Annotated in this window: 13 protein-coding genes; 8 read left to right on the top strand and 5 right to left on the bottom strand. The window is 43.6% G+C overall.

The features are described 5' to 3' along the window. Positions 1–34 precede the first annotated feature (34 nt). From BI182_RS00775 to BI182_RS00765, 3 genes are all read right to left on the bottom strand, one after another. The gene (locus tag BI182_RS00775; RefSeq protein WP_286804848.1) at positions 35–2,755 is read right to left on the bottom strand and encodes a methyl-accepting chemotaxis protein; all 2,721 of its coding nucleotides are present in this window, start codon (positions 2,753–2,755) and stop codon (positions 35–37) included. A gap of 548 nt (positions 2,756–3,303) precedes the next feature. Next, complete coding sequence (locus BI182_RS00770; RefSeq protein ID WP_286804846.1) at positions 3,304–6,420, bottom strand: methyl-accepting chemotaxis protein; 3,117 nt, start codon at positions 6,418–6,420, stop codon at positions 3,304–3,306. 289 nt (positions 6,421–6,709) lie between these two features. Further along, on the bottom strand, positions 6,710–7,282 hold the full coding sequence (locus tag BI182_RS00765) for a GGDEF domain-containing protein (RefSeq protein WP_148638346.1): 573 nt from the start codon (positions 7,280–7,282) through the stop codon (positions 6,710–6,712). 239 nt (positions 7,283–7,521) lie between these two features. On the opposite strand from BI182_RS00765, the gene BI182_RS00760 reads away from it, so the two are divergent. Beyond that, positions 7,522–8,463, top strand: a complete 942-nt coding sequence (locus BI182_RS00760) for an EFR1 family ferrodoxin (RefSeq protein ID WP_139142379.1) — start codon at positions 7,522–7,524, stop codon at positions 8,461–8,463. A gap of 39 nt (positions 8,464–8,502) precedes the next feature. Further along, a complete protein-coding gene (locus BI182_RS00755; protein WP_084633715.1) occupies positions 8,503–9,105 on the top strand; it encodes a protein-L-isoaspartate(D-aspartate) O-methyltransferase in 603 nt (200 codons plus the stop codon). Between the two features lie 55 nt (positions 9,106–9,160). On the opposite strand, the gene BI182_RS00750 is transcribed toward BI182_RS00755, so the two are convergent. After that, positions 9,161–11,296, bottom strand: a complete 2,136-nt coding sequence (locus tag BI182_RS00750) for a diguanylate cyclase domain-containing protein (RefSeq protein ID WP_084633714.1) — start codon at positions 11,294–11,296, stop codon at positions 9,161–9,163. A 37-nt stretch (positions 11,297–11,333) separates the two neighbouring features. Then, complete coding sequence (locus tag BI182_RS00745; RefSeq protein WP_070372086.1) at positions 11,334–12,032, bottom strand: MBL fold metallo-hydrolase; 699 nt, start codon at positions 12,030–12,032, stop codon at positions 11,334–11,336. Positions 12,033–12,267: 235 nt separating this feature from the next. On the opposite strand from BI182_RS00745, the gene BI182_RS00740 reads away from it, so the two are divergent. The 6 genes from BI182_RS00740 (at position 12,268) to purN (ending at position 20,510) form a co-directional block, all read left to right on the top strand. Beyond that, positions 12,268–16,017, top strand: a complete 3,750-nt coding sequence (locus BI182_RS00740) for a phosphoribosylformylglycinamidine synthase (protein ID WP_070372085.1) — start codon at positions 12,268–12,270, stop codon at positions 16,015–16,017. A 61-nt stretch (positions 16,018–16,078) separates the two neighbouring features. Further along, positions 16,079–16,573: a 5-(carboxyamino)imidazole ribonucleotide mutase gene (gene purE / locus BI182_RS00735; protein ID WP_228879449.1), complete on the top strand. Its 495-nt coding sequence runs from the start codon at positions 16,079–16,081 to the stop codon at positions 16,571–16,573. Between the two features lie 50 nt (positions 16,574–16,623). Then, on the top strand, positions 16,624–17,331 hold the full coding sequence (purC, locus tag BI182_RS00730) for a phosphoribosylaminoimidazolesuccinocarboxamide synthase (RefSeq protein ID WP_148638341.1): 708 nt from the start codon (positions 16,624–16,626) through the stop codon (positions 17,329–17,331). A 73-nt stretch (positions 17,332–17,404) separates the two neighbouring features. Then, complete coding sequence (purF, locus tag BI182_RS00725; protein WP_286804836.1) at positions 17,405–18,793, top strand: amidophosphoribosyltransferase; 1,389 nt, start codon at positions 17,405–17,407, stop codon at positions 18,791–18,793. Positions 18,794–18,840: 47 nt separating this feature from the next. Continuing rightward, positions 18,841–19,887, top strand: a complete 1,047-nt coding sequence (gene purM, locus BI182_RS00720) for a phosphoribosylformylglycinamidine cyclo-ligase (protein ID WP_070372081.1) — start codon at positions 18,841–18,843, stop codon at positions 19,885–19,887. Then, complete coding sequence (gene purN, locus BI182_RS00715) at positions 19,878–20,510, top strand: phosphoribosylglycinamide formyltransferase (protein WP_228879445.1); 633 nt, start codon at positions 19,878–19,880, stop codon at positions 20,508–20,510. Before purM ends, purN begins: the two co-directional genes overlap by 10 nt. Positions 20,511–20,522 lie beyond the last annotated feature (12 nt).

Below are 20,522 nucleotides of genomic sequence, written 5' to 3'. Positions count from 1 at the left end.
AATATTTCTGTTCAGCCTGGATTTTTTAGAACGCTTAATATTTGTCAAAATCCAGATTATCAAGGATTATTTCTGATTGAGGAAGTACCAATGACTCTGAATAATCGGTAACAGGTCTGGCAGGCTGATTTTTTGTGTTCTTGAGTTTAAAGGCATCAACCATTTGTTTAAGCATCTCGGCTTGTCCGGAAAGTTCTTCACTGGCAGCAGCGCTTTGTTCGGCTGTTGCTGAATTCGTTTGAACTACTTGGGAAACGGCTTCAATGCCTTGATTGATCTGGGCAATTTCTGAAGCCTGGTCATTGGAGGCCCGGGCAATTCGACCGACCAGATCGGTAACTTTTTCAATTTGCTTAAGAATTTCGGCAAGCCCCAGAGCGGTTTCATCAGCGATTTTAGTGCCGACTTCTACCTTGTCGATGGAGCCTTCAATCAGCCCGGTGGTTTCCTTGGCAGCTTCAGCACTGCGGGCAGCCAGAGTACGGACTTCTTCAGCAACGACGGCAAAACCTTTGCCGTGCTGACCAGCCCGGGCTGCTTCCACAGCGGCATTAAGAGCCAGAATATTGGTCTGAAAGGCAATGTCATCAATGACTTTAATGATTTTAGAAATATTGTGTGAGGAGTCGTTGATTTCGCTCATCGCAGCGACCATCTTAACCATTTGAGTATTGCCAACTTCAGCATTGGAACGAACATTGATGGCCAGTTCATTCGCTTCATTGGCATTTTGGGCGTTGCGTTTTGTTTCGGCAGCAACTTCTTCAATGGAAGCTGTCAACTCCTGAATCGAGCTGGCCTGTTCAGTAGTTCCATGTGATAATGCTTGACCACTATCAGAAATTTGTTGAGCACCGATATCCACCTGACTGGCAGCGACATTGATGTCGTAAAGGGTAGTGCTTAAGCTGGCAGCAATTTGATTTAGGGCTTTTTTGATTGCCAGGAAATCGCCACAGTAGAGGTTGGTAATCTCCAGGTCAAAATTTCCCCGACTCATTTCTTCCAGAGTGTGAGTGATTTCTTCCACGTAGGCTCTTAAAAATTCAATGGTCTGGTTCATATCATGTTTGATTTTTCCATGTTGACCTTTGAAATCACCGTCCATGGTAATTTTGAGATTTCCCTCAGCCAGTTCATTGAGCGTGGCCGAAGCAGCTTGAATCGGATCAATGATCGCATCCAGGGTCTGGTTGAATCCTTCAATGACGGTGGCATATTCACCTTGGAACTTTGTTACATCGCCACGGTTGTTGAGATCTCCGGAAATGGCGATCTGAGCCATGTTTCTGGTTTCTTCAACCAGCATCAAAATCGTTTCGGTCATGCCCAGCAGTGCTGGTACCAGACGGTCGTTCTCACTGCGTTTGCCAATGCTGCGAAGATAGTCCAGATCACTTAGATCACCGTTACGGATATTGGTGGAAATACTGACAATCCGACCAAGCTGGGCATGAACCCCATTGATGGATCGGGCAATTTCACCGAAAATACCGTCAAAATCGCCGTCAATAGCTTGAGTTAAATCGTTTTTATTCATCAATTTCAAAGTGTGGTCAGCCACCGATAAGGCACCTAATCCATCCAGGCAGGCATTAAGATTATTTTTAATTTCGCGGAAGTCGCCATAATATTCATCAGTAATCTTCGGTGGAATTTCACCCTTGCCAATTCGCTCAATGTATTCGGCAGCGACGTTAAGGGGACCGACAACGGCATCCAGAGTACTGTTTACACCGGCAACGATTTCCCGAAAACCACCGCTGAATGCATCAGCATGGCCCCGGGTGTCCAGACGTCCTTCGACGGCTGCCTGAGACAGTGCATTTGTCTCGGTAATCAGGGCTCGGATGGTTTCGATGGTTTTTTTCAGCGCGGGCCCGATTTCATCCTGGGGATCGGTGATTTCCACATTCATGGAAACATCCCCTTCAGAAATGCGGTTGATTGTGCCAATAACCAGAAACTGGAGAGAATCAGCCATTTTGTCCATGGTTGTCGCCATTTCGCCGACCTCGTCGGTGGTATCAATATTAAGACGGTTGCTCAGGTGACCTTTACTCATTTCCTGGATCATATGGTTAGCCTTGCGGAGTGGCCCACAGATCAGGGAGGTCAGTACTAATCCCAAAGCGACAGCGATAATCATACTAATAATCATGATAATGGTCATTGTGGTGGTGACACCAGCCGCCTGGGCAAAATTTTCTTCAGATTTGGTCAAACCATCGGCAAGTTTTAAGTCAGAGAGATTATCGATTGCCGTTTGCAGGGCGGCCGTGGCTTTCCCGGCAGCACCATCTGGACTCATTAAGTTAAACGCTTCAGTGTCCTGGTTTAGGGCAGCTTGGGTCTTCACCGCGTCAAGATGTTTGTTGTATTCTGTCCGAGCAGCTTCAAAGCTGTCAAAGGCTTCTTGCATTTCATCGGTTTGAATCGTTTTCTGGTAATCGTCAGCCAAGGTATCGATTTTTTGTTGGTCTTCAGCAATGCTCTTTTCAATCGACTGAATCAGGGCAGGATCGTTGGCTAGAATCATGTCCCGCAGGTTTACACGCATCTTCTGAAAGGTGGTTGACATTTGACCAACTTGGGAGATGGGCACTGTCATGTTTTCATATAACTCCTGATCAGACTCTTGTAGCGACCAGGTATTTATGATACCAATGAAACCAACAACGCCAACAAGCAGAGCAATAAGAATAAACGATGTCAGCAGTTTCGTTTTAATTTTTAAATTTTTAAACCAATTCAAGTTAGACCTCCGTTAGTTTAATCTGAGGGGGCAAATTGCGGACGGTGTCCTTACTCACCAGTATTGATGCAAAAAAAAAAGTCTTATGAGATTAGCTTATCGCTGCGGAATAAATAATTGCTATTCTGGTGATTGGACGGATTGATGCGGGATTTATTTTCTGAAACACCACCTGACTGAATGAATAGATAGTCATTCAAATTAATATAATTTCATTTTTTAATTTCCTGTAAATTATAAGGGATAATCTTGTAAAATGAAACAAAAAAATAACATAATATCGCATTATTTTCTAAAAAATGCTCCAAATATAGTATAACTCGATCAAAATTTTAATCAAATGTCAATAATGTTAGCAGAAATAGAAAATAGACAGTTGTTTATTGTTATATTCTGGACGATAATGAATCGATATTGACATCCGTTATAAAATCGTAAAATGAAAGAATACATGAGTATTCAAAAAAAATCCTGAAGACAATCGGATTTGACTGTCTTCAGGATTTTTACTTAGAGCATGGAGTATATGGATATGACTTGTTCAGATATCAGTACTTATCACGTTCTGAATCATCCAAAGTGATCCGGGGTTCAGGTTGGGGTGGTGCGACAAAGGGAACCGCAGATACCTTTTTGTTAATCGGCATTGTTCTTTCGACATCATTGCTGTATTGGTTTTTGAGTTTGAAAGTGCGCATCATCTGTTTAAGAACCTCAGCCTGGCCGGAAAGCTCCTGGCTGGAAGCTGCACTTTCTTCGGCAGTAGCTGAGTTGGTTTGGACTACATTGGAAACTTGTTCAATACCCTTGGTGATTTGTGCAATTTCTGAAGCCTGATCATTGGAGGCCCGGGCGATATTGCCAACCAATCCGGTTACTTTTTCAATCTCATTAAGAATTTCAACCAGACTTTCAGCGGTTTCATCAGCAATCTTGGTGCCAGCTGCAACCTTATCAATCGAGCCTTCAATGAGACCCGTGGTTTCCTTGGCGGCTTCGGCACTGCGGGCTGCCAGGGTTCGCACTTCTTCAGCAACGACGGCAAAGCCTTTGCCATGTTGTCCGGCCCGGGCGGCTTCGACAGCCGCATTAAGAGCGAGAATATTGGTTTGGAAGGCGATGTCATCAATGACCTTGATAATCTTTGAAATATTGTTTGACGATTCGTTGATTTCAACCATGGCAGTGACCATTTTTGACATCTGAGAATTACCTACTTCAGCATTGGTTCGCACTTCAATGGCCCGTTCATTGGCTTCATTGGCGTTTTGGGCGTTTCGCTTGGTTTCTGCGGCCACTTCTTCAATGGAAGCGGTAAGTTCCTGGATGGCACTAGCCTGTTCGGTTGTACCTTGTGATAAGGCTTGACCGCCGTCAGAGATTTGAATGGCACCGGCTTCGACTTGTCCGGCAGCGTCATCAATTTCTTTCATGACTTCACTTAAATGGGTAGTGATCCCATTAATAGCCAGTTTAATGGCGACAAAATCGCCATGATAATAGGTTTTAATTTCCTGGCTGAGGTCGCCCTCTCCAATGCGTTGGAGGGTGATTGTGATTTCGTCAACATAGTTTTTGAGGAAATCAATGGTTCGGTTCATATCCTCTTTTATTTTTCCGTGCTGGCCTTTGTAATCACCATCCATATACGTCTTCAGGTTACCTTTGGCCAGCTCGTCCAAGGCGGTAGAAGCTGCCTGGATCGGCTCAATGACAGCATCCAGGGTTTGGTTAAAGCCAGCAATAACTTTGGCATACTCGCCTTTGAATTTAGCAGGGTCACCCCGATGATCAAGATCGCCTTCAACAGCCAGCCGGGTCATTTCATCGGCTTCGCTAACCAGGGAATGGATATTTTCAATCATTTGAATCAAGCTGGGAATAAATTCATCCGCTTCACTTCGTTTTCCGATGTTAACCAGTTCATCGTAATCACTCATATTGCCGTTGGCAACATTATTGACAATGGCATGGATGTAGTTTAATTTCCAGTGAATTTCATTGACAGAGGTTGCCAAATCGCCAAAGACGCCTAAATAGGTTCCCTCCATTTGGGCCGTAAAATCATTGATAAATAGTCGATGAAGCACTTCACCAGTCTCGGTTAAAGCCCCTAAACCATCGATGCAGGCGTTGATATTATTTTTCAGATCATTAAAATCACCCTTGTATTCAGTGGTGATTTTAGGCGGGATCACGCCGTTGCCAATCCGTTCAATGGCTTTATTGGCAACTTTGAGGGGTTTGACAAAGGTGTTGATCACATTGTTTAAAGAAATGATCATATCTTTGTAGGCCCCGGCGTATTCATTGGTATTTCCCCGGTAGTTAAGTTGTCCAGCTAAAGCAGCGTTTCCAAATTTTACAATGGCATCATGGATTCTGTTCATTTCTGTTAAAACAGCAACCATGGAATAGGCGATTACATCATCGTCAGAACGGGGGATGATTGCAACGTCAAAATCACCCTTTGACATCTGTTGAGCCGCTTCGGAGAGACCTTTGTTGTTTTGAATCATGGTTTCAAAAGATCGCATCAAATCGCCAATCTCATCATGGGTGGTGATTTCAATGTTTACATCCACCTTGCCCACAGCCACCTGATCGGCGATTTCTTTAAGTTTTACAATCGGTTTCGACAGCTTTTGGGCCATTATAAAGGCTGCAGCACCGCCAATCAGGAGAATAAACAATGAAATCATGATAATCAGATTGCGGAGATTATTGATCGGAGCTAGTACATCATCTTCATATTGGGCGACAATCAGGGTCCAGTTTGTACCAGGAATGGGAGCTGTGGAACCAATTTTGGTTTCTCCGTTTAAAGTATAGGTTAACATCCCGGTGGTTTGGGTTCCCAGTTTCTTTAACGCTAAACCAAAACTCTTCCAAATGCCATCGTTGTCGATAGCGTCAAAGACGTTAACCTGATCCAATATCATCTGATCATCGGGATGGGCCATCATCGCTCCAGTTTCATTGACAACAAAACCGAACTGGCGGTCGCCATCGCCCATGGCATTGATGATATCCTTTAAGAAGGTTGGATCTCTTCGGCCAACCAATAAGCCAACAACCTGACCGTTGCTTTTTATCGGTGCGACGTCAAATACCACGGGTTCTTTGGTAACTTTACTGATGGCAACATCAGAAATAGATAATTCACCCTTGAAGCCGTTTTCATACCAAAATTCTCCCCAAGAATCAAACTCGCCACCGCCTTTGATATATTTGGCATGACCGTCCTGGTTCATTACGGCAATGTCCTGATAACCCAATCGTTCCACATCGCCAGCAATGGCATCAACTTGAGTTTGCCAGTCCATGGTGGTTACCCGGGCCCGGGAAGCCACTTCACTAAGGGTCGATAAGTTACCATCAATGATGGCGCCAACATGGGAAGCGCCTTCCGTGGTGTACTTTTGAGCATCGGTATTGGCCTGGTTGGTTAACGCAGCAGCACCCAGGTTAACTGTGATGATTCCCAGAGAAAACACGGCCAAGGCCATAAGGACAACTGTAAACAACAGCAGTTTGGTGGATATTCGGGATTTACGAATGGCTTTATCCGGGATATAGTCAGCTGTATTTGCAGCAGTTTGTGGTGTCAGATCGGTTTGCTTGGTTGGTTCCAGATCCAGCAGCGGTTCTAGATTTTTGTTCATAATAACCCCTTTCAAATATCGTTTTGCAGGTTATCCAGAAAATCAGGGGCCAAGATACGGCCGCAATGATTTTAGCAGGATGTAAGTTGATTTAGGACAAGTGCATACTGACATCGCAAAAGACACCAGTGTTATCATTATATAACTATTTATAACAAAAATCTACCACTTCATAACTAATAATTATCATTGCCGAACAGGTTGTGGCTGGTTGCAGCTTGGTTGCTGTCTGTTAGTTTAATCGCTAAAAACATGCAATATAAATTAAAACCAGACAGAGTGCCTGGTTTTAATTTATATTGATAACAATTTGGTTTTGGCCCATTGCATCGGCTGCCGACAGGGCCTGAGTTACTTTTTTAATCAGTATTTCGTAGGAAATATCATCAGTGAGAATGGCAGTAACCACACCAATGGAAACTGTGTAATAGCAAATCTGGGGAGTGGTTGCGTGGAAAAAAGCGGTGTTTAAGATTTTTCGTCTGAATTTTTCAGCCATTTCTGCAGCACCGGCGGGATCCGTATCTGAGAGAATACAGGCGAATGTGCAATCATCCCATTGGGTAACCAGATCCCCGGAACGTTTCAAGGTTTTATTCAGTATGGTGGCAATCCGGCGATGACAGTCAGTGTTGGATAATTGTTCTTGACAATGAGTAGGTTTCTCTAAAGTGTTAAATTTGATCAGAAGGATTGATAGATAACGTACGGTAGTCTTTGCTTTGTTGATGGCCTCAACGAGCATTGAATCAAATTCTTGACGATTGCCAATTGGAGTAGGGATATCCGTGACGCAGCCGTATCGCTTAGAAACGTCTTCATTTGCAAAAGCGTCATCTGGGGGAACGCAAAATTTACTCATTTTCAGAATTCCTTTCTGATCATAAAAAATATTGACCTGATAGTATTTTATACTTGATTTGGGCGGAATGTAAAGCTTTTTAATCAAAATCAAGCGCTCGTGAATATGTTTATAATTAACAATAAAGGGTAAAATATGGTAGAATGAAGACCTGCAAATTGACAAAGACAGCCACAATAATCATACGCATTTGATTATTGAAAGAATGGAGAACGGGTAATAAAAATAAGGTGTACAGATTGAGCGACATTCAAATTCAAAAAGCAATAGACAACTGTACGGTTAGTGAGGAAAGAATGGATTTTAAAAACGCAAATCTGGTGTATTTTACAGGTACTGGAGGAACAGCTCGAGTTGCTGATGCGTTCGAACATTCGTTAAAAAAAAGAGCAATTGCGGTTCAACGCACCGAGTTAAGGGGTATAACTGAGCCAGTTGTGTTTGGCGATGTATTGGTGCTGTTGTTTCCGGTGTATGCATTTAATGCACCAAAACCCATTACGGAGTGGTTAAAAAAAATTCCGCCTGCCAAAGATCGACCGGCGGTGGTCATTTCTGTTTCAGGTGGAGGCGAAATTTCGCCCAATACAGCGTGTCGATGGGCAACAATTCGTCATCTTGAAAGAAAAGGTTATGATGTAATATACGAAAAAATGATGGTTATGCCATCTAATTTTTTGATCGGTTACGATGAAAGCCTTTGCGCCATGGTTCTTCATGCAACACCAGTAATTGTTGAAAAGGTGGTGACTGAAATTATGGTAGGAGAACGGCATCGAACGCAGCCCTATGGCATCGATCGAATCGCATCAAAACTGGGATATTTTGAGATGATTGGGGGAAGGATTTTTGGTCGGCGACTTAAAGTCAACGAGAAATGTATTGAATGCGGATTGTGTGAAAAATTGTGTCCTCAAGAAAATATTAAAATTAGTGAAGGTAGGCACCATTTTGGCAATGAGTGCGTCATCTGTATGCGTTGTATTTATGGCTGCCCTCAAAAGGCTATTGAACCGGGAATTGGAAAATTTGTGGTGCTTTCAGAAGGCTTTGATTTGAATAAAGTCGAAGACCGCATGGATCATCTGACCGTATATCCCCGTATCAGCAGTGCCACCAGCCATTCGTCACTTCGAGGTGTACGGGATTATCTGATTGAAAGTGATTGTTTTAGACAATAAAAGAATTGGGTGTTAAGGAATTGAAAGTGAGAAACAGCAATGGATTATCAGGAACTCAGTGATTTTTTTGTGCATCTGGATCGTTCTTATTTTATTGACAATGAAATGAAAGAATTTGCAGATCGGGATCAACCCCTGTCAATCGGTTATGAACAAACAATTTCTCAACCTTCTCTGGTGCTTGAAATGACTCAGATTCTCGCCCCAGAGAAAAACAGTTGTGTGTTGGAAATTGGAACGGGTTCAGGTTACCAAACAGCACTTCTGGCTAGATTTTCGAAAATGGTTTATACGATTGAACGAATTCCGGAATTATCGGAAACAGCCCAAAAGAGACTTAATAATTTGGGTTACAAAAATATTGTTTATAAAATTGGCGATGGCAGTGAGGGATGGGCTGAATTTGCCCCCTTCAATCGAATAATCGTCACGGCAGCGGCAGAGAGAATTCCCAAGGAACTCATTGATCAGTTGGCCAGAGGTGGAAAAATGATTATCCCTGTGGGGCCGCCGGAATTACAGGAGTTAAAGCTTATATGTAAAGATGATGATGGGCAGCTTAGGCAGCAGACCGTTGATCTGGTACGTTTTGTTGAAATGAAAGGGAAATATGGTTGGAAAAATAAAGCAGCAGTTAAATAGGATGTTTTTAAAACCCCTGAACCCTTTTTTAAAAGAGGATAGGGGTTTTAAATTTTTAGTCGTTATGGAATACAAAAAGCTGGTTGCGACCGGCTTTTTTGGCTCTGATTAGAGCGGTTTCCGAGCGGGTGAAAAGGGTCGTTAAGGAGTTTTCGGAAGTGCTTTTGTCTAAATAAACGCCGGTAGCCACTCCCAGTGATAAAGTGATGATTGTATTAATTGGTGAGGTTTGGTGAGGAATGCTCAAATTTACTACAGTTTTTCTGATGATTTCAGCGATATGGGCGGCTCCCTTTAAATTAGTGTCCGGGAGTAGACAGATAAATTCCTCACCTTCCCAGCGGGCGGCCAGATCACCGGCACGTTTTAATGTTTTTTTGATTGTACCGGCAACTTCCTGGAGACAAGCATCCCCTTCAGCGCGGCCATAAGTCTCATTATATAATTTAAAATAATCAATATCAATTCTGATCATCGAGAGTGGGGTGTTATTTCGTCTGGCTTTGCGAATTTCGATAGTCAGCATTTCTTCGAAACGGCGACGGTTGGCGAGTTGGGTTAAAGCGTCGGTATCGGTTGTGTTACTGAGAATTTCCCGATAATGCTTGAGCGCCAGCTGGTATTTTATTTTTTGCTCGACATTGGGCAGATCAAAGGGCTTGGAAATAAAATCAACAGCACCAGTTTGGGCGCCATGGGCTTTGTTTTCTTTGTCACTCAGAGTCGTTAAAAAAATGATCGGAATACCCATCGTACTTTCTTCCAGCTGAATTTGTTTACTGACTTCAAAGCCATTCATTTCCGGCATACTGAGATCCAACAGAATTAAGTCGGGGACAGGTTTTTGTGTAGCCATAGCTAAGGCAGCTTTTCCGCTGTTGGCAACAGTGATATCATATTTTTCTACCAGAGCCTCAGCAAGCATTTGGGTGTTCTTGGTTGAATCATCAACCACCAGGATTTTCGGTCTCTGATCTAGAACGCCAGAGCTGGTTAATTGAGTCTGATCATTTACGATTTGCTCTAATGCTGTTAGTTCGTCATCTTTGAGGCGAAGGTTTTTATTATACATCGGTAATATATGTTGGGACACACTACGTCCGTTTTTGAGTTTCTGAGACTCATCTCTGAGCAAGAGAACATGAAATGAAAAATCATAGTTGTTCTCATTGTCCCAGGCAGCAGAAAATTTGCCGTTCATGGTTTCAACCAGCGTTTTCACTAGTTCCAGGCCAAAACTGAGATTGTTTGCCATTGTGACGCCGGTGGCATCGGTAAATAAAAAGGGGTCTGCCAAGCCATTTTTTAAGGGCGAAATTCCAGACGTTTTAACATTAAAATAAATCTTAAAAACTGATTTGTCGGTATTTTCCGGGGTAGCTTCAAGGAAAATCTTACCTTGCTCCAGGCATTTCATGGCGTTAAGAATTAAATAGGAGATGATTTGCTTGAGTCGTTGAGGATCACCAACGACAGTCGTTGGAATCTTGGGATGAATTGACAATTCGATGGCAATGTTATGACGCTTGGCGCTGGCGATCAAGGGGATGATTGCATCCTCGACGGTAGTGTGAAAATCAAAAACAATCACATCATGGCCAGTCTTGCTATCGTTTGTCAGAAGCCCATCAATCAGATTTCCCAGAAGTGAAGAGGAAAGATGGATATTCTCCAGACAGGTTTTCTGATCTGATCTGGAATTGGCTTTGCTCATTAACTCAAAAAACAGGAACAGACTTTCCAGAGGTTCCTTTAGTTCATTTGATAAAATCGATATCAATTGATTTTTTAAAAAGTTGGCGCTCTCAGCATCTTTTTTTGCCTGATAGAGTTCAGTCAAATCTTTACCACAACAAAAGATAAGTCCATCGACCCATTTAAACTGCCAGGTTACAAAAAGATAGGAGTCAAAATTGGAGTGTAGACGAGTGGTAAGCGTCAGTGATTCCTTTTCTCCAGTCAATTTTTTTAGGCCAAGAATCAAGTTGGGCACATCGTTGGGATGAACAAGATCAATGAGATTTTTGTCATAAAGATCTGGATTCAGGTAGCCCAGCTTCGTTTCCCAAACCTGATTTGTTTGTAAAATAGCCCCTCGTTCATCGGCAATGCAAAGAAATTCTGTACTGATGGTAAAAAATAAGTCAAGGAGTTGACGACTTTGTTTACTAAGCGAAAATAGATTGTTCATAGCAATACTCCTTCAGCAAGTAAGAAGATTCGATAATTCAGACGCCAGGTGACCAGGTGTTTTTGATTTTGACATTCCGTTCTTTAAATTCAGGAATAATCGTTTTGGTGTTCCCGATTTTGTCTTTGAAACGCTGGATAATTTCGAAATCATCACGAAAATGCATGGGAATGAGTACCTTGGGATGAAAGGTTTCGATAAAATATTCGCCCGCTTTGTAGAAGGAGTCGCCCAGACGGGGATCCACCGGAACAAAGGCGAATTCCATGGGCAGGTTCTTCATTTTTTCCAGTTCAGCTTTATAGTCCTTTTCTTCCTGTATCGGATCGATATTTGGTTTTTCATTGGTGTCCCAGTCCCACCAATTGAGATCCCCGGCGTGGAAAATCCGATGGGAATTGGTAGCAATATAAAATGAGATACCTTGATCAGTGGAACCAAAAGTTTTGATGTCCATCCCACCCAGCGACATGTGCTGGTAGGGGCCAATAGTATGGGTTTTATGAGTAGAGGCTTTGGGGATATCATCACTTAATATATAGGTAGGGTGATAAACCCGTTCGGTTGAAAAAATATCAGCGGTGTAGTGGTCGCCGTGACCATGAGACACAAAAAAATAATGAGGAAGTCCCTTGCGAAGGAGACTGGTTGGGATATGGGTAAAACAATCAAAGATCAGTGTTTTATCTGCTAATTGAATTAAAAAGCCGCTATGATGCAAATGGAAAATTTTCATATGTTACCTCTCTTGGATCTTTTTTATATCGAGTAATTGGTTAGTACTATATTACCCAAATATAATGCAATTATACTTCAAATTATACCGGAATCGATTAAAAATTTGAAAATAAACGGATAAACTTGAAAAATATTCGGGAAAATAAAAAAATAATCCGAACGTTTTAAATTCTATTGATATTATTGTTCGGAAATAGTAAAATAAGTTTATCATTTAAAAAGGTGGAAAAATTGTGATAAAACGAATTTTTGTAGAAAAAAAAGACGAATTTGAAGTAGAAGCCAAGTCGTTGACACATACCTTTCAACGGATTCTAAAGATTCAAAAGCTTGAATCCATGCGTATAGTATATCGATATGATGTCCAAGACGTGGCAGATGAGTTGTTTGATCAGATTATTAGCACTATTTTATCCGAACCCAATGTTGATCAGGTATTTGAAGACTGTCTTGAAACGAGAGTTGATGAAAAAATATTTGGAATTTCGTATCTGCCTGGGCAATACGATCAGCATGCCGATTCCGCGATTCAGTGCATTCAGATCGTATCCGGTGAACGGGCTTTAGTTAAAGTCGCAAAAATTGTTGTACTCACAGGGGAATTAACTCAAAATGAATTTGAGAGTATTAAGCACTACATGATTAATCCAGTGGATTCTCAGGAAGCCAGTTTAGAACCTTTTACAACCCTGGCTGATGAGGTTCGTGAGCCAAATGATATCAAACCGCTGGATCGTTTTATCACGCTAAATGGTGATCAATTAGAAGCGTTTCGTCTGGATCACGGATTTGCCATGACAACTGAGGACATTATATTTGTTCAGAATTATTTTAATAAAGAAGAACAGCGGAATCCGACCATTACGGAATTAAAGGTAATTGATACCTATTGGTCGGATCATTGTCGTCATACGACTTTTTTAACTCAGATTAAGCAGGTGCAGTTTCTGGGCGATGACCCCATTTCACAGGCGATGAAACGGGCCTATGCTGATTATTGTCAGGCCAGAACGGATCTATACGGCGAAAATTCCGAACGACCAATGAGTCTGATGGATCTGGCGGTTATTGGTACCAAAGCACTTAAAAAAGCGGGGCGGATTCCAGATCTGGATGAATCAGAAGAAATCAATGCCTGTAGCATCAACATGGTTGTCGATCATGATGGTGTCGACGAAGAATGGCTACTGATGTTTAAAAATGAAACCCATAACCATCCCACCGAAATCGAACCGTTTGGCGGGGCTGCGACTTGTCTGGGTGGGGCTATCCGGGATCCACTTTCCGGTCGAAGTTATGTTTATCAGGCAATGCGGGTAACTGGTGCCTGGGATCCCCGGGCGGCCATTGAAGATACCTTACCGGGCAAATTGCCGCAACGTAAAATTTCGACGGAAGCGGCCCATGGATACAGTTCATATGGGAATCAGATCGGTTTGGCAACTGGTCAGGTAACGGAAGTTTATGATCCCGGTTTTCTGGCCAAGCGGATGGAAGTCGGGGCCGTGATTGCTGCGGCACCCAAAGAAAATGTCATCCGGGAACGCCCAGCTCCTGGCGATGTGGTGTTGCTAGTTGGTGGTCGGACTGGCCGGGATGGTTGCGGTGGTGCCACCGGTTCATCTAAGGCCCATACTGAAGAATCGATTCTGGAAAGTGGGGCTGAGGTTCAAAAAGGAAATCCCGTCGAAGAAAGAAAAATCCAACGCTTATTCCGCAGTAAAGAACTGGCGAATCTCATTAAACGTTGTAACGACTTTGGTGCTGGCGGGGTATCGGTGGCCATTGGCGAACTGGCAGATAGTCTGGAAATCGATTTGGATAAGGTGCCAAAAAAATATGAAGGCTTGGATGGCACCGAACTGGCCATTTCTGAATCCCAGGAACGAATGGCTGTGGTGGTCGATCCTAAAGATGTGGATACCTTTATTTCTATGGGAAAAGCTGAAAACCTGGAGATTACCCCAGTTGCCGTTGTCACCGATTCAGGTCGGTTGATCATGAAATGGCGGGGTGCAGAAATCTTGAATATTTCCCGATCCTTTCTTGAAACCAACGGTGCACCACAATTTATTGATGTGGTAGTTGAGTCACCAATAGAAATAGATAGCGCAATAAAAACAGCGGATCAAGACCCGAAAAAAGATGAACAATTCGATTTTATCAATCAAATGAAAGAGACGCTAAAAGATCTGAATGTAGCCAGTCAGCGAGGTATGGTGGAAATGTTTGACTCAACCATTGGCGCTGGCACTGTGGCGATGCCCTATGGCGGCAAAAACGCTTTGTCACCAATGGACGGGATGATCGCCAAGATTCCGATGATTCATGGCGACACTACCACCTGCAGCATGATGACCTTTGGTTACAATCCGACCATCGCCAAAAGCAGTCCCTTTCTAGGCGGGATGATGGGAGTGCTTGAATCGCTGTCCAAACTGGTTGCGATGGGGGGCGATTATAAAAAGGCCCGCCTCAGTTTCCAGGAATATTTTGAACGGTTGGGCAAAGAACCAATTAAATGGGGCCGCCCTTTTGCGGCGCTCTTAGGGGCCCATCAGGTTCAGACAGCCATGGGAACGCCAGCCATTGGTGGCAAGGATAGTATGTCAGGCAGCTTTGGCGAACTGACCGTTCCACCAACCCTGATTTCTTTTGCAGTGGTGACAACTCACGTGGAATCAGTGATAACCAGTGAACTCAAGTCCAGTGAGTCATTGTTACAATTGTTTAGTTTACCGTTAGATAAAAATGGAGTACCGGACTTAGTTGCGGTGAAAGCTGTTTATGATGTCATCATTAAAGCGAATCGGGAAGGCAAAATATTGAGCGCCAAAACAATCGGTTATGGCGGTTTGGCTGAAGCAGTGACAAAAATGGCATTTGGTAACGGCATCGGGGTTGACATCAATGATCGGATCGATCCCGCCTTCTTGTTTAAACCACTGTATGGCAGTATCTTGATCGAAAGTTTTGAAATTCTGGAGGGCTCAACCCCCATTGGCAAGACCACTGATAATAATAAAATTGTATTTGGCAGTGATGCCATCGCAATTAATGAATTGATCGAAGTCTGGGAAGCACCACTGCGGTCAGTTTATCCTGAAAAAGCAGAAATCAGTGGGGCCGTGGAAACCTTAAGCTTTAAGGTCACACCGATTGTATACCACAAAGATAAACTAGCCAAACCTCAGGTATTTATCCCGGTCTTCCCGGGAACTAACTGTGAATACGACTCGGTCAAAGCCTTTGAGAATGCCGGTGCAAAAGCGGTGACGACGATTTTCAGAAATCAGTCAGCGCAGGATATAATCAACTCCATTGACGAAATGGCGGCGCAGATCAGAGCATCCCAGATGATAATGATTCCTGGTGGGTTTAGTGCTGGGGATCAACCGAACGGTTCCGGTAAATTTATTGCCTCGGTTTTTAGAAATCCCAAGATGATGGATGCCGTCATGGATTTGCTCAATAACCGGGATGGGTTGGTATTGGGGATCTGTAATGGCTTCCAGGCCCTGATTAAGCTGGGACTGGTTCCCAATGGTGAAATCTGTGAAATTACCGAGGAGATGCCGACCTTAACCTTTAACACCATCGGCCGCCATGTGTCCACCATTCCGATGACTCGAATCAGCTCCAATCTGTCGCCCTGGTTGGCCAATACCAAGGTCGGGGATATTCATCGGATGCCCATGTCGCATGGCGAAGGTCGTTTTGTCGCCAGTGATGCGGTGCTGAAAATCCTCATCGAAAACGGTCAGATTGCTACCCAATATGTGGATTTTGAGGGTGCCGCCACCCTTGATGGCCGCTTCAATCCCAACGGTTCTGTTTATGCGGTTGAAGGCATCACCAGCCAGGATGGCCGGGTCCTTGGGAAAATGGGTCACTCCGAACGAATCGGCAAGAATCTCTATAAAAATATTCCCGGCAATATGGATCAGCAGATCTTTAAAGCTGGCGTCAATTATTTTAAATAAATTATAAATAAGAAAACTAGTGTTAGAAAATTTAAGAAGCAAACACGAAGGAGATTAAAAAATGAGTACACCAAAAGTTGCGGTTATCATGGGCAGTGATTCTGATTTTGAGATTGTCAAAAAATGTCTGATTGCGCTGGAGAAATTTGGCATTGAATATGATGTTCAGGTTATCTCAGCCCACCGCAATCCCCACAAAATCTTTGACTATGCCACTACTGCCGAAGATCGGGGGATTGAAGTTTTCATTGCGGCAGCGGGAAAAGCGGCCCACTTGCCGGGAGTTATCGCTGGGATCACACCACTTCCGGTCATTGGCATTCCGATTCAAACCTCTTTTCAAGGTGGACTGGATTCGCTCTTGTCAATCGTTCAGATGCCATCCGGCGTACCAGTGGCCACAGTCGCTGTCAATGGCGCCGAAAATGCCGGGATTTTAGCCGCTCAGATGCTGTCAATCAAATACCCGGAGATCCGCGAAAAAATGAAGGCTTTCAAAATTCAGTTAAACGACGAAGTAATTGCGAAAAATGAAAAGGTTCAGGAAATCTTATAAGACATTTACAAGCACAGCATTGATTTAAATCAAATTTTAAGGAGATTAAAATGGAAAAATTAGAACAGTTATACGAAGGTAAAGCCAAGAAAGTTTTTAAAACCGATAATCCCAACGAATTTATTATTGAGTATAAGGATGACGCGACTGCTTTTAACGGCGAGGTCAAAGGCAGCATTGGTGGCAAAGGTGTCATCAATAATAAAATGACCGGTGTCATTTTCACAATGTTGGAAGAGAATGGTATCCCTACTCATTTTGTTAAAATTCTCTCTGAAAATGAACAGCTGGTTAAAGCAGTCACGATTTTCCCATTGGAAGTGATTATCCGCAACACCGCTGCCGGTTCCATTTGCAAACGCCTTGGCTTGGAAGAAGGCTTGAAACTGGAGTCGCCAATTTTTGAATTCTGTTATAAAAACGATGATTTTGGGGATCCGGTCATCAATGATTATCATGCCATTGCCATGAAACTGGCCACTGCCGAAGAAATTGAGACAATCCGTGAAATGACCTTTAAAATCAATGAGATCTTAAAAACATATTTCCTGGAAAAAGGCATCAATTTAGTGGACTTTAAGATTGAGTTTGGTAAAACCAGTGATGGTCAAATTGTTCTGGCCGATGAGATTTCACCGGATACCTGTCGCTTCTGGGATGTGAAAACCAATGAAAAACTGGATAAAGACCGCTTCCGTAGAAACCTTGGCCATATCGAAGAAGCCTACGAAGAAATGCTCAAACGGGTGCAGGCATAAAAAATCACTCGTATCATATAAAAGTTCGAGTGCGGGAAAAATAAAATCAAATACCTGGAGGATACACACACCAATGATAAATGACAAGTTTCGCGATGAATGTGGAATAATGGGGGCCTATCTCAAATCGAAAGAGAATAATTGTTCTTCCTATATCTATTATGGACTTTATGCGCTTCAGCACCGCGGTCAGGAAAGCGCTGGTATATCAGTTAACAAAGACGGAAAGATTTCGACCCACAAAGAAACGGGCCTGGTCTGTGATGCATTTAAAGGCAACGTATTAAAACAGCTTAAAGGTAATATCGGAATCGGTCACGTTCGTTATTCCACTTCAGGCGAAGATGGGGTCACAAATGCTCAACCATTAACGGTTAATCACAGTATGGGCCAAATAGCTTTGGCACATAATGGAAATCTCATCAATGATAGTGCTTTACGGAACATGCTGGAAGACTCTGGCGTTGTTTTTCAGACGACTATTGATACCGAGGTAATGGTCAACATTTTAGCCAGAGGCCTGCGCCACGGGATGATTGAAGCGATTCAACGAATGGTCGAAATCATCAAGGGGGCCTATGCTCTGGTAATCACGGTTGGCGATAAACTGGTGGGCGTTCGTGATCCCTATGGTTTGCGGCCGCTTTGTATTGGTAAGAAGGATGAAGATTATTTTCTGACATCGGAAAGCTGTGCCCTGGATGCGATTGGGGCGGAACTGGTTCGCGATGTTGAACCCGGCGAAATTGTTGTCATTGACGAAAACGGCTTAACCAGTTATGGCCAAAACAACTGGGTTAAAAAGAAAGCCTGTATTTTCGAGTTGATTTATTTTGCCCGTCCCGATTCGGTGATGGATGAAACATCTGTTTATGCGGCTCGTCATAAAGCTGGTGAAATTCTTGCCAAAGAGTCACCAGTTGAAGCCGATGTAGTCATTGGGGTGCCGGATTCAGGAATTGGCGCAGCCATCGGTTATGCTGAAGCATCAGGGATTCCCTATGGTGTCGGCTTGATTAAAAATAAATACATTGGCCGAACCTTTATTCAACCCAATCAGAAGTTGCGGGAAGAAGGGGTGCGGATAAAACTCAACCCATTAAAAGAAACCATTAAAGGCAAACGGGTCATTATTATCGACGATTCCATCGTTCGGGGGACTACCTCTAAACGATTGGTTGAAATTTTGAGACAGGCTGGCGCGACTGAAGTTCATTTCCGGGTTACCAGTCCACCGGTAGCGCACACCTGCCATTTCGGGATTGATACCCCCCGCCGTAAATACCTGATCGGCGCAAAAAAAACGGTGGAAGAAATACGCGATATTTTAGGTGCCGATTCGCTGGCCTATATTTCATTGGAGGGCTTAACCGAATCTGTCGGCGGTAAAACAACCTTCTGCCGGGCCTGCTTTGACGGGGAATATCCGATGGAAGTGCCAATTTTAAATGCCAACGACTAATTGGCAAGTGATGCTAGAAACTGGAACTAAAAATAGATGGAGGAAACATGTCAGAAAATCAGATAAAAACAGATGCCTATCGACAAGCCGGAGTGGACGTTGAAGCGGGTTACGAATCGGTTAAACTAATGAAGGCCGATGTCAAGCGGACCTTTAACGATCGGGTTCTTTCGCACCTGGGCGGATTTGGCGGGCTGTTCGAACTGCCCGCAGGTTATCAGAAACCAGTCCTGGTTTCCGGAACCGATGGCGTTGGTACCAAACTACGGCTGGCCTTTATGATGGATCGCCATGATACCATTGGCATCGACTGTGTGGCGATGTGTGTTAATGATATCTTGTGTCAGGGCGCCCAACCAATGTTCTTTTTGGACTACATTGCCTGCGGCAAAAACTATCCGGAAAAAATTGCCACCATTGTTAAAGGGATTGCTGAAGGTTGTATTCAGGGGAATATGGCCTTAATCGGTGGCGAAACGGCGGAAATGCCAGACATGTATGGCCTGGATGAGTATGATCTGGCCGGTTTTGCGGTGGGCATTGTTGAAAAAGATGATATTGTCACTGGTGCGAATATTGCTGAAGGGGATGTGTTGGTGGGGCTACCATCCTCCGGGGTTCACAGTAATGGTTTTTCGCTGGTTCGAAAGGTTTTATTCAAAGATCTGTCGCTGGACATCAATACCTATGTGGAGGATCTCGGTATGACCCTGGGTGAAGCCCTGCTGACACCGACCCGAATTTATGTAAAAGCCTTGGCCGATCTGATCAAACCATGCAAAATTAAGGGCATGAGCCATATCACTGGCGGCGGTTTCTATGAAAACATACCCCGGATGATTCCTGATGGACTTTGCGCCAAGGTCGATGCCAGTGTGATCGAAACCCTGCCGATTTTTAAATTTATCCAGGAAGCGGGAAAAATTGCCGCTGAAAGCATGTATGCCACCTTTAATATGGGGATTGGCCTGGTGGCTGTTCTGCCAGCTGACCAGGTTGAAGCCTTTCTATCCGGTTTAACTGCCAAGGGCGAAAAGCCGGTTATTCTCGGTTCCATTGTAAAAGGAGAGGAAAAAATCGAGCTATGTCTGTAAAAGCTTTAAAAAAAATCGGTGTGCTGGTTTCCGGTGGCGGAACAAATTTTCAGTCCCTGATTGATACCATTCATCACAAATATGGTGAAATTGTGGTCGTTATTTCCAATAACCGCCATGCCTTTGGTCTGGAACGGGGAGAAGCCGCCGGGATTCCGGCAGTGGCCGTCAATCCCAAGGGTTATCCCAGTAATGAAGCCTTTGATCAAAAAATTGTCGAGATTTTAAGAGGCTATGATGTCGATCTGGTGGTGCTGGCCGGCTATATGAAAATTATTACCCCGGCCTTTGTGGAAGCTTACCCCAATGCCATTATTAACATTCATCCGGCCCTGATTCCATCTTTTTGCGGAGCCGGGTTTTATGGGATGCGTGTTCATCAAGCCGTCATCGATTATGGCGTGAAGGTCACCGGGGCAACGGTTCACTTTGTTAACAAAGTGGCAGATGGCGGCCCGGTAATTATGCAGGAAACTGTTATTGTTGCCGAAGACGACACCCCGGAATCGATCCAGCAGAAAGTTCTCAAAATTGAACACGAGCTTTTACCAAAAGCGGTGAAGGCGTTTTGTCTTGATCAATTGTCAGTGACAGGCCGAATTGTCAAAAATAAAACAGTATAGATTTGATAAAAA

The sequence above is a fragment of the Acetobacterium sp. MES1 genome, from assembly GCF_002237635.1.
GTDB classification, from domain to species: Bacteria; Bacillota; Clostridia; order Eubacteriales; family Eubacteriaceae; genus Acetobacterium; species Acetobacterium wieringae.
The sequence above is the reverse complement of the archived record's forward strand: the minus strand, read 5'-3'. Positions and strand labels throughout refer to the sequence as shown.